This window comes from Pseudoalteromonas sp. P1-16-1b, from assembly GCF_001401785.1.
Lineage (GTDB): Bacteria > Pseudomonadota > Gammaproteobacteria > Enterobacterales > Alteromonadaceae > Pseudoalteromonas > Pseudoalteromonas undina.
The window spans coordinates 17,810-29,220 of the sequence record NZ_LKGQ01000034.1 but is presented as its reverse complement, the minus strand read 5'-3'; the positions used below and the strand labels follow the sequence as shown (position 1 = coordinate 29,220).

13 protein-coding genes are annotated in these 11,411 nt (G+C 38.5%); 6 read left to right on the top strand and 7 right to left on the bottom strand.

Annotated features, from left to right (window positions below; genetic code table 11):
• Positions 1-291 precede the first annotated feature (291 nt).
• From AN392_RS17275 to AN392_RS17260, 4 genes are read left to right on the top strand one after another with little or no spacing between them, the layout of a single operon-like run.
• Entirely contained in the window at positions 292-972 is a 681-nt protein-coding gene (locus tag AN392_RS17275; protein ID WP_055013380.1) for a hypothetical protein, read from the top strand.
• 36 nt (positions 973-1,008) lie between these two features.
• Positions 1,009-1,419 (top strand): hypothetical protein, encoded by a 411-nt coding sequence (locus tag AN392_RS17270; protein ID WP_235575606.1) that lies wholly within the window; start codon positions 1,009-1,011, stop codon positions 1,417-1,419.
• Positions 1,420-1,440: 21 nt separating this feature from the next.
• Entirely contained in the window at positions 1,441-1,743 is a 303-nt protein-coding gene (locus AN392_RS17265; protein WP_055013378.1) for a hypothetical protein, read from the top strand.
• Between the two features lie 15 nt (positions 1,744-1,758).
• Positions 1,759-2,031, top strand: coding sequence for a hypothetical protein (locus AN392_RS17260; protein ID WP_055013377.1), 273 nt, complete (start codon positions 1,759-1,761; stop codon positions 2,029-2,031).
• Positions 2,032-2,161: 130 nt separating this feature from the next.
• Here the strand turns inward: AN392_RS17260 and queE are convergent, their stop codons facing one another.
• The gene (queE, locus tag AN392_RS17255; RefSeq protein WP_055013381.1) at positions 2,162-2,827 is read right to left on the bottom strand and encodes a 7-carboxy-7-deazaguanine synthase QueE; all 666 of its coding nucleotides are present in this window, start codon (positions 2,825-2,827) and stop codon (positions 2,162-2,164) included.
• Positions 2,828-2,972: 145 nt separating this feature from the next.
• On the opposite strand from queE, the gene queC reads away from it, so the two are divergent.
• Entirely contained in the window at positions 2,973-3,629 is a 657-nt protein-coding gene (queC, locus tag AN392_RS17250; RefSeq protein ID WP_008110177.1) for a 7-cyano-7-deazaguanine synthase QueC, read from the top strand.
• 60 nt (positions 3,630-3,689) lie between these two features.
• Here queC and AN392_RS17245 read toward each other — a convergent pair whose 3' ends face one another.
• Positions 3,690-4,139 (bottom strand): isoprenylcysteine carboxylmethyltransferase family protein, encoded by a 450-nt coding sequence (locus tag AN392_RS17245; protein ID WP_010388452.1) that lies wholly within the window; start codon positions 4,137-4,139, stop codon positions 3,690-3,692.
• Between the two features lie 174 nt (positions 4,140-4,313).
• Between AN392_RS17245 and AN392_RS17240 the strand changes: the two genes are divergently transcribed.
• Positions 4,314-4,556 (top strand): hypothetical protein, encoded by a 243-nt coding sequence (locus AN392_RS17240; protein WP_010388451.1) that lies wholly within the window; start codon positions 4,314-4,316, stop codon positions 4,554-4,556.
• Between the two features lie 8 nt (positions 4,557-4,564).
• Here the strand turns inward: AN392_RS17240 and AN392_RS17235 are convergent, their stop codons facing one another.
• From AN392_RS17235 to AN392_RS17215, 5 genes are all read right to left on the bottom strand, one after another.
• Positions 4,565-5,578 (bottom strand): hypothetical protein, encoded by a 1,014-nt coding sequence (locus AN392_RS17235; RefSeq protein WP_055013376.1) that lies wholly within the window; start codon positions 5,576-5,578, stop codon positions 4,565-4,567.
• A 95-nt stretch (positions 5,579-5,673) separates the two neighbouring features.
• Complete coding sequence (locus tag AN392_RS17230) at positions 5,674-6,339, bottom strand: tRNA (adenine(22)-N(1))-methyltransferase TrmK (RefSeq protein WP_055013375.1); 666 nt, start codon at positions 6,337-6,339, stop codon at positions 5,674-5,676.
• Between the two features lie 8 nt (positions 6,340-6,347).
• Positions 6,348-7,277 (bottom strand): class I SAM-dependent methyltransferase, encoded by a 930-nt coding sequence (locus tag AN392_RS17225; protein ID WP_055013374.1) that lies wholly within the window; start codon positions 7,275-7,277, stop codon positions 6,348-6,350.
• On the bottom strand, positions 7,278-9,272 hold the full coding sequence (uvrB, locus tag AN392_RS17220) for an excinuclease ABC subunit UvrB (protein WP_055013373.1): 1,995 nt from the start codon (positions 9,270-9,272) through the stop codon (positions 7,278-7,280).
• A complete protein-coding gene (locus AN392_RS17215; RefSeq protein WP_055013372.1) occupies positions 9,269-10,648 on the bottom strand; it encodes an MATE family efflux transporter in 1,380 nt (459 codons plus the stop codon). Before AN392_RS17215 ends, uvrB begins: the two co-directional genes overlap by 4 nt.
• Between the last annotated feature and the right edge of the window lie 763 nt (positions 10,649-11,411).

The window sequence follows — 11,411 nt, the reverse complement described above, 5'->3', positions numbered from 1 at the left end:
TTCAAGGTTCAAGGTTCAAGGTTCAAGGTTCAAGGTTCAAGGTTCAAGGTTCAAGGTTCAAGGTTCAAGGTTCAAGGTTCAAGGTTCAACAAAATAAAAACAAAAGCGCTGCTCAATAACAACGTTTTTTAGTATTAGCTTTGCTTAAAAGTCATAGAAAACTTAGTGATAGTAATATCTTAGGTAATTTGTTAAAACTATATAAATTAGATAAATGAGAGTGACATAGTAGAAACCTGCGCGACGCGCGCACTATACAATAGTAAGGTGCAAGGAGTAAATATCAAGCGAATGAGCAATATTAATTTAATTGATTTACGCATTAAAATAATGCGAGAAGTTTTAAGCTTATGCTCAATAAACATCTCTGATGATTTTAATTCTCAAATTATTTCAATACTCGAATTAGACAATATCCGTGACTATGGATTTGTAATAGATTCTTTGTATCTGCTCGAAGATACTCAACTAGCTAAGGGTGACTTCTACAATCATGGAATCAATATACATGAACCGAGAAACGAGAAATTTGGTGAAGCATACTTACGCATGTACGGAATATTCAATGCCTGTTATCTTCAACTACAAGCTTTAATAACACTATCTTCTAAATTGAAAATACCATTTTCAAAGAGTGAAGCGGACCATTTACCAATCTTTCTATTTAGGACGTATTACGCTTCACACACCGTAAACACAGGATATAGCTCTGATAGACGTTCTTATATTCTCGACCGACATGCACTATTAAATGGTTCTGTTGAAGGCTATTCGTCAAATACAAATGGTGAAGATCATTTTGTAAAGGCAGACATCCTCGAACTCTTATATGAGTGGGATCATTTCTTAGCCAAAAATCTTAAATCCATGTCATCAAAGTTTACTGATAAAATTGAAATTATACCTCACGATGAATTCGATTTATCTGAGATCTCGGAGCTTATTAAGTCAGAAGCTGAAATAGAATCATAATGCACCTAACAAGCAACTAATTAGGAGAAATAACTATTGGTTTTAGGTAAATCGATAATGCGATGTTTATTTTTATTATATTTGTTTAGATTTGGCTCTTCTGCTGCGTCATGCATTCAAACTGATGATCAAGTTGCAGCATGGAACTTAAAATACAATCATTTATTTAATATAAGTGTACAGCAAAATAATAACTCATTTTTCATTACAGTATATTTACCAGAGAAAATTAAAGAAGAGATGTTTAATTTTGTTTGGGTTGTAGTAGGTGAGCAAGATGACCCACTATTTGCCTTACCAACAACTGTGGTCAAAGAAGAAGGAAAGACAAAAGCTTGGTTTATTGCTAAACCTATTAATGGTGAAAAGTATGCATTTATTTTTAGCTACGGAAAAGGTTGCGGCATTGAAATTGAATTACCTGTTGATTTTAAAGAAAAAACATAACAACCATAACGGAGTTTTAAAATGAGAAAAGAGTTCGAATTCACGGTTAAGGGTCATAAAATTAAAATTGTTAACTCATGGTTTAATGGTGCAAAACTATATGTAGATGGCGATTACCGTGATCAAGACTCTACCTTTATTGCTAACGGCAAAACGGCACTTCTTTCAGCTAAACTTGCTGATCTTGGTGTTTTAGAGATTTTCCCCATATCTGCGTTAATATCTGTAGAAATGGATGCATTTTTAATTACGGACGATGAAAGGTTGCAAGTATACAGCTCACATAAGCGTTTAAACTTAACACAGCAGCGATTAGCAAAATAAACACATAGGTAAAATATGAGACTATTAATGGCCCCTTTATTACTCATTATTGCTGGATGCAGTAGTGTTGCGCAAAAAGATAGAAAATACTCTCCGTGCTCTGAAGCATGGTTTAATCATGTTGAACAGCAAATAAATACCGGTGACGGTTATGGACATGGGCCAGACATTGGCTCTTTAGAATGGCGCTCTGTAATCATGTTTAAACTCGGTATTAGAGATAAGCCAAACGTACCAGAATTAAATACTCAGCAGTGGTGCCAGTTTATTGATGAAAATTATATTTAAAGCCTGCTTGGCTTTATAAGTTTAAATTTGTTGAGTTAGGTTGGGGTTTACTCACCCAACCTACGTAATATAACTCAACGCCGAGCAGCTGATCGCTTATAGCTAAGCACTTATAACTGCGCTTTCTGTTTTAACTAATACCCAAATACTTATGTACTTGAATTGATAAGCGCCAGTTTTTGGCGATACAAGTATCAATGGCTAATTTAGTTGCCGACGTTTTTTGGCTGATTGGCTGTAAATATACCAGTTTTGGGTTAACACCCGTGGCGACAAATAATTCTTCCAGTTCTTCTACGTGCTTTTGCATAGCAACCGGATGTTTAATTTCATCGGCGCGTTGCATAGCACTGCTCAATACTTTGTAACCACCACGCATATTAATTTTTGGTGATACCGTAACCCACGTTTGGGCAGGGGCGAGAATTTCAAAGGTGCCACTGGTTTCTATTTGCGTGCTAAAGCCATGATCATGCAATAAATTACACACTGGATTTAAATCGTACATGCAAGGTTCACCACCGGTGATCACAACATGCTTGGCGGTATAGCCACGGGATTTAAATAACTCCAGGACCTGCGCGGCACTGGCCTCAGCCCAATGATCAGAGTCGGCTTTTTTTTCTACCGTGTCATCTAGTGATACTTTATATACGTTATCAACATCCCAAGTTTGTTTAGTGTCACACCATGAACATCCCACAGGACAACCTTGCAGGCGTAAAAATATAGACGGCGTACCGGTAAAGCTCGCTTCACCTTGAATGGTTTCAAACACTTCATTAATTTTGTACAAAAGAAATCTCACTTACAACCTGACGGCAAAATTGTTACTATTAAAAATCGCAAAGCACGGTGCAAAAATTGTCATTTATGCCTTGGCCGTGTAGTATATCGCGCCCTGATATAAACCTCTATCAAAACTAAAGAGCAAACCACGTATGACGCAAAAAGTAGTTGTTATTTATTCCGGCGGTATGGACTCATTTACTGTATTAAATAAAGCCTTGCAGCAAGGCCATGATGTTTATGCCCTCTCGTTTGATTATGGTCAGCGTCATGTTAAAGAACTTAAAGTTGCCGCCAACGTATGTGAAAAGCTAAATGTCCCGCACAAAATTGTTGATATATCAGCAATTAATCAGCTTATTGGTGGTTCGTCGTTAACAGACGATATTGATGTGCCAGAAGGCCATTACGAAGAAGAAAGCATGAAAAGCACCATTGTGCCTAACCGCAATATGATTTTACTTTCCTTAGCGGTAGGTTATGCAGTGTCGCTTAAAGCGAGCAAAGTATATTACGGCGCGCATTCAGGCGATCATGCAATTTACCCTGACTGTCGTCCTGAGTTTGTTAAAAAGATGGATGATGTATGTCGTATTGCAAATTACGATGCAGTAGAAATTTTTAGCCCGTATTTAAACAATACTAAAATCGATATTTTAACCGATGGTATTAAAATGGGTTTAGACTACAGCCAAACATGGACCTGTTATAATGGTCGTGACAAAGCGTGTGGTAAATGTGGTGCCTGCCAAGAACGTTTAGAGGCCTTTGAGCTTAACAACGTGACAGACCCGCTTGAATATGAGTAAAGTTCAACGTTAATACACTAAAAGGCTACCAAGGGTAGCCTTTTTTGTTGCGATAAAACGTTAAAGCCAGCGTTTTACTCGTGATTTATAATCGTCAAATTGCTCACCAAATAATTTGTGGAGCGCACGTTCCTCTGGGATTATTTGAAATAAGGTAATGTAAGCAATAAACCCTGCTACACCTAAAAAAGCCCACATTGAACCCAGCCACACGCCCCAGCCTGCTAATATAAACGCAAAACCTAAATACATCGGATTACGAGAGAATTTATAAACACCTGAGGTAACTAAACTAGACGCTTGTTCTGGTTTGTTAGGTAGTACTGTTGTTTTAGCAAACCGGAAACTCACGACCCCAGCAATACAAAATATACACCCAGTAGCGACAAGTGCTAGCGAGAGATAAGTAATAAATGCGCTAAAATCAATCACGGTATAATGTGCAATCAGTGCCATTACAGCAGCAAAAAACACCACAACCACAACCGGTGGAATTTTATTATTTAACATACCTACTCCTTGTATCGATTAAAAAACTTTATAATTACTATATGGTGGCGTCACAAATAATAACAATGACTTATCGAATATTTATAAATACAAATAAAGTTACAATTAATTAGCTTTATGAGCGCTTAATTATGGTTATAATTTAAGCTTAAAGAAAAGTTAAAGGAAGTAATTATGTCTGGCACAACAATGATAGTTCTCATTGTACTTATTTCTGTAGGTTCGGGAGTTATTTACGATATGTATAAAAAGCACCTTGAATTTAAACATAAAGTACAGGACAACAATCAAGACGCACACAAACAACTAGCTGAGGTAACCGCTCAAGTGAGTGAACTTAAACAACGAGTACAAACACTTGAAGCCATTGTTACCGACTCAAGCTACAACGTAAAACAAGAAATAAACAAACTTTAATTTATACGTTACAAGTAATTTGGGTATAAATGTGCGTTTTCAGGCTGCTCAATGCCATGGGCAGCTAAAAAACCACCAATTGCTTGACCACACCCTTGTGGCGCTCGGCCACTGTCTATCTCAAAATTTAACTGATTCGCCTCTTGTTTACCCATTGAGCACAAACTAACTGAACTTGGCGAACGCATAGAAACACTTAACTCGCCTATTTGCTCCGCCTGTACATGCTTACTAAAACGTGCAAAACCTTGGTATTTAAAATGCTCGCTCACATAATCATTGCTTATAGCAACCAATGCGGCAATAAAACTATGTAAAAAGCTATTTGTTGTTGTATCCGGTGCTAAAAATGACAAAGTTTTGTTATTAAACTCACTCAGCTGGCAACTATCGCAATAAAGTTTAACCGTATACACCTGCTCACCGGTGATTATAGCTTGGCAGTTAATTAGCTCTATTTGGTTATCCGCAAACACAAGGCCATCTATCAGCTCGTTCAATGAAATATTTTTAAACGATGTACTTTTAACAAGCTCGGGATTTTGTGCCATAACGGGTAAGTCATGATGATTATTAAATGGCGTACTAGTTGCGCCTTGGTGTTGCAGCTGAAAAAGCTCTCTTACCTCATGCTCACGCGCCACTTTTAACGCTAAAAATGCAGTTTGAATAAGCTCCGAGGTAGGCAGGTTCTGCTCTACTGGCCAACGGCGACCAAACAATAGTTTTTTTGCTTTATTATCGGCGCGATAATTGTCTGGGCTAAGTACTGCTACTTGCAAATAAACATCACTGTTTTTTTCAGCTGCTAGCACACTAAAGTGGTTGGAAAAACTAATGTCGTTAAGCACTTCATTAACACTGGCCAGCGTATGCTTGTAACGCAAAAAATGCTGCGGAACAATCCAATTTTTATTAGCCAGTTGTACTAGGGGCGCATACGAAATAGGTTGCTCGTAACTGTGTTGCCATTTTTGCCCATCATCTAATAATGACTCAATTTTTATGTTGTTATCTGACATATGTAAACCAAATAAATCTGCCTAGCAGCAAGATATTAACTATGAAGCACTTTACGTAGTTAATCATAAAAAGCGATCACACTTTTTGGCAGTATTTAGCGTTCAAATACGCGTTGATACTCTGTTATAACTTTTTGATAGTAAACTCTATCTTTATTGAGCATTCGAGTATAATGGTCAAGCAATTGTTGCTGATATTGATGATGTTGAGGGTTATGTGTATCCCACATATGAGCCCCCGTTTTAGTAATAGTGCCCGTGGCATTAAAACTGACTTGTAGCACTTCGTAAAAACGCTTGTTTTCAACAATAATTTGCTCGCTATCGAGCTGTAAATTACACGCTTTTAAACCCGCACGTACTTTGTAGAGGTGAATAATAGGGCAAATAATAAAACTTAGTTGTTTAAGGCTGTGCGGATTATTAGTAATAATTTGCTCAATGAGCTTTAAGCATAAATCGCCCCCCACTCCCGCAATAACGATTACTTGCTTAGCACCTGTTGGCAGTTTAATTTGCGCAACATCTTCGCAGCGCACTTGCCATGAAGGCAAAGACTTTCCTTGCTCAAATTGTTGTAGCGACTGCTCAAGCGCTTCCATTAACTCTGGAATAATATCAACAAAGTTTATTTGTTTGGCTATGCCGCGCTCAAGTAATGCCATACCTAAAAAGCCATGATCGCAACAACAATCCCAAACAATATCGTAAGACTGTGTAATTAACGAATTGATGGCGTTTAAACGTTTACTCAGTTTCATTTAACTCACTATGTTTTTGTTTTGTACACCAATGCTTTTAAGCTTTTATCGCTATCAATTTCAATAAAGCGATCGGTAGGTTCTAGGCGTTTAACAAACTCAAAAGAACCTTGAGTATGCTCTTCAATAAGTGCTTTAAAATCGTTTTCTGTAAGCTCTGGGCTATTAGCGCATAGCAATAACTGTGTAGTATCGTTTAAAAGCTCAGGAAGTCTGCGCAGCACTTTTTGATAGTCTTTAGTTAAAATAAAACTGCCTTTTTGAAAACTGGGCGGATCAACAATAATTAAATCAAACGGTGCGGCTTTTTTTAGCTTACCAAACGACTTTAAAATATCGTGCGGTAAAAAACTGACCCCACGATCGACATTATTGAGTTGGTGGTTTTGCTTACCCACTTTTAACACACCTTTGCTCATATCCATGTTCATCACATGATCTGCTCCGCCGTGCATAGCCGCAACCGAAAAACCACAGGTATAAGAAAACAAATTAAGTACTTTGGCGTGCTTACTATTTTGCATGACAAACTCACGGCCTTTTCGCATATCAGGAAAAATACCGGTGTTTTGCTTACTCATTAAATCAACCAAAAAACGCACCCCATTTTCGGCTACGCTATGACGAACTGGCAGTTGACCGTGAACAAGGGTGTTATGGCTTTGTAGCCCAGCTCGCTGTTGATACACCAATGCAGTAATTAGCTCTGGATGATGTTGTTGTGCCCACTGCCATAACGTATCGGTAAGCGTAGTGAGTGTTGCCTCATCAATTTCACTGTATGACACCAAAAACAAACTCGGTGGATAAAAGTCTAAGTTAATATGGCTAAGCGCTTCAACACTGTGGCCGCGTCCATGAAATACGCGGCAAAGCTCGTTATCGGAAAAAGGCGTGTCTGCCAAAGCATTCATAAGAGGAGTAAAATCGGTTGTCATTTAATTAATCAACTGTTGTTGTAGTTCATGTATTTCGTCGCGCACTGAGGCGGCTTTTTCAAATTCTAAATCGCTGGCATACGCATGCATTTTGGTTTCTAACTGCTTAATTTGCGTTGCAATTTCTTTAGCACTGAGGATTTTTTTAGATTCTTTACGAATAAGCTGTAGGTTGTCTTGCGGTGAAGCATCTTGGCCTACATCCATTACATCAAGTATCTTTTTAACTAATGCACTAGGTTCAATACCATGCTTAACATTATAAGCATGCTGTATTTCTCGGCGTCGGTCAGTTTCCTCAATGGCTTTAGCCATCGATTTAGTCACTCTGTCACCGTATAAAATGGCACGACCATCAAGGTGGCGCGCCGCACGGCCTATTGTTTGAATAAGTGAGCGTGCTGAACGTAAAAAGCCTTCTTTATCGGCATCTAAAATAGCCACTAGTGCAACTTCTGGCATATCTAAGCCTTCACGTAGTAAGTTAATGCCTACTAACACATCAAATACACCGGCACGTAAATCACGAATAATTTCTACCCGCTCTACGGTATCAATGTCAGAGTGTAAATAACGTACTTTTACATTGTGCTCACTCAGGTAGTCGGTCAAATCCTCAGCCATACGTTTGGTAAGCGTGGTTACAAGCACTCGCTCTTTTAATTCAACACATTTGTAAATTTCTGAGAGTAAATCATCAACCTGATCGCCTACCGGGCGCACTTCAATAACAGGGTCAAGTAAGCCGGTTGGACGAATAACCTGCTCTGCAACTTCGCCGTTGCTGCGCTCTAATTCAAAGTCGCCCGGGGTGGCCGATACATAAATGGTTTGTGGTGCAATGGCCTCAAACTCTTCAAAACGCAGTGGCCTGTTATCCATAGCTGAAGGCATTCTAAAACCATATTCAACGAGGTTTTCTTTACGGCTTCTATCACCTTTATACATGGCACCGATTTGCGATACGGTTACGTGCGATTCATCAATAATCATTAATGCATCGTCGGGTAAATAGTCCAGTAATGTTGGCGGTGGATCGCCAGGTGTACGCCCCGATAAATAACGGCTGTAGTTTTCAATACCAGAGCAATAACCAAGCTCGGTCATCATTTCTATATCGTATTGGGTACGCTGAGCTATGCGTTGCTCTTCGACTAACTTATTTGCGCTGAGCAATTGTGCTCTGCGCTCTTTAAGTTCGGTTTTAATTTTTTCTATGGCTTCGAGAATTTTTTCTCGTGGCGTTACATAGTGAGTTTTAGGATAAATAGTGGCACGCACTATGTGTTTTTCTACCGCACCGGTTAAGGGGTCAAAAATACTTAAGCGTTCAACTTCGTCATCAAACATTTCTACACGCACTGCATAGGTGTCTGATTCAGCTGGAAATATATCAACTACTTCACCACGAACGCGGTATGTACCGCGACTAAAATCAATATCGTTTCGCGTATATTGTAGCTCTGCAAGACGGCGCAGCATGTCACGTTGGTCGACCTTTTCACCCACTTTTAAAAGGAGCATCATTTTCATGTATGAGTCAGGATCGCCCAAACCATAAATTGCCGATACTGACGCAACGATGATGGTATCGCGTCGCTCTAAAAGCGCTTTGGTGGCGCTGAGTCGCATTTGCTCTATATGCTCATTAATAGATGCGTCTTTTTCGATAAAGGTGTCGCTGGCTACCACATAGGCTTCAGGTTGGTAGTAATCGTAGTAAGATACAAAGTATTCAACCGCATTGTGTGGAAAAAATTCTTTCATTTCGCCATACAACTGAGCCGCTAAGGTTTTATTATGCGCCATAATAATAGTTGGCCGGTTTAAATCACTAATAATGTTAGCCATAGTGAACGTTTTACCTGTTCCCGTTGCGCCTAATAAGGTTTGCTGGGCCAGTCCGGCTTCTAAGCCTTCACACAACTGAGCAATAGCGGTTGGCTGATCCCCTGCGGGTTTAAATTTTGATACTAGCTGAAAATGATCGCTCAATGACTACACTCCTGTAATGCTTGACTGCTTAACGCTTCAATTTCTTTCATAAACCACTTGTAGGCTACAAGTGCTGTAAATAAATTACCAATGGCCGCGCCAATAAACAAGCCGATTAAGCCTGCAAGTTCGTTCCCGATATACGCAAAGGGAATATAAAAAACAAACAATCGAATAACGCTTAAAACTAAGGCGTTCATGGGTTTGTGTAAAGCGTTAAACGAGGAGTTTGATAAAATGATCACTCCTTGCAAGCCATAACTTAAAGGAATGGTATAAATAAACAGCTTGATGACATCAACAACCGCTTGCTCTTTACCAAATATTTCACTAATGACGCCTGAAAAAATAATTAAAATAATATAGATAATGAACTGCCACAACATTACAAACTTGAGCGTACCTAGGTAGGCATCTTTTACGCGAGAAAAATGACTCGCTCCAAAGTTTTGGCTAATAAAAGGTGGCAAGGTCATCGACAAGGCTAATACCACTAAACTCGCTATTGACTCTATTCGACTCCCTACCCCAAAAGCAGCCACGGCTTCGGGGCCATGATGAGCAACCAATGCAGTCATTACTGCCATAGCAACTGGGGTGAGCATGTTAGCACCCGCTGCCGGTAAACCAATTTTTAAAATTTTACGAATTGCACCAATAACAGTTTGTTTGCCCGCTTTTAAACTAAGTAACTGCTTTTTAGCAATTAATATGTATAAAATAATCGCCACTCCAACTGCCCAAGCTATTACACTGGCAATAGCAGCCCCTTTAATGCCTAATGCGGGAATGGGACCAAAGCCAAAAATCAGCATAGGATCGAGTACGGCATTTATAAGTCCAGCCCCCCCCATAATAATACTCGGTGTTTTAGTATCACCGCTCGCACGCAGTACAGAATTGCCAATCATTGGGGTAATTAAAAACACACTGCCCAAAAACCAAATACTAATATACTGATGAATTAGCGGGAGTACTTGCTCCCCAGCCCCAAGCAACGTAAATATTGGATCAATCAATAGATAGCCACTAGCAGATAAAATTAATACTAATATTACCGCTACCAACAACGAAACACTGGCATCAAAACGCGCTTCTTCTAAATTGTTACTGCCTAATGCTTTTGCAATAACCGCAGAAGTCCCTATACCTAAACCAATTGCTAAACTAATCACGGTAAAAGTAACAGGAAATGTAAAACTAACTGCAGCAAGCGGCTCTGTACCCAATAAACTAATAAAAAAAGTATCAACTATGTTGAACATCATCAGGGTAATCATCCCAAAGATCATTGGAACGGTCATTTTCTTTAACGTAGGCAAGATTGGAGCAGTGAGTAAATCAGGGCGAGTATGTGATTGAGAATGTGCGCGCATAAAATAAATAAGCCTCTTTTACTGAACGGCATATTTTAAAGCATCCGGAGAGTTCAAGCCATGCTTTATTAAATCTAAACAACTAAATCAGCCTTTAATCTACAAACTATTACTTTTACGCTGTTGTAAATAAATTTTGCACAAACACATTAAAAATCAAATTAAATACATTTATGTAACTTTTGCAACATTTACCTTTTAGATTTTGTTGCTTTATTACACAGTTAGCGATGATGCTTTATCGTCACGAAAAATTTTATTTATCGTTTAGGTGGCTATCTAAGCTGAATCATAAGCCTTTGTTTTTTAATATATAAAAAAAAAGCTTTTTAATACTTGAAATCGTTGTAGCGCCCTACAGTGCTGGGGGTGCTGATGTTCTTAAAGTTTAATAAACAGAGTTATCCACAGAAACCGTGGATAACTCATTCAACCCCGCGTTTATAAAGGGCTACAACCCGGTGCAAATTTAACAGTGTTGTGGTTTTTTTACGTTATCAATATGGAAACAGCGCAAAATGGTTTTGTAACTCATTAAAACGAGATTATTTGTTTATTTAATGCAAAACCATATTTATGTTGAATAAATAGCCAACCCTTTGATTGCTCTGTTTTTATACAAACCCCACATAACTCTACAAACATTTTATTTTAATCAACATAGAAACTATCTATTACGTCTTTCATTTAAATTTAGTTCAACAAACTTTAACGATACAAAGTAAAAGTGAGGTATTTATTTTAAATACGTTTATAAAGTCTT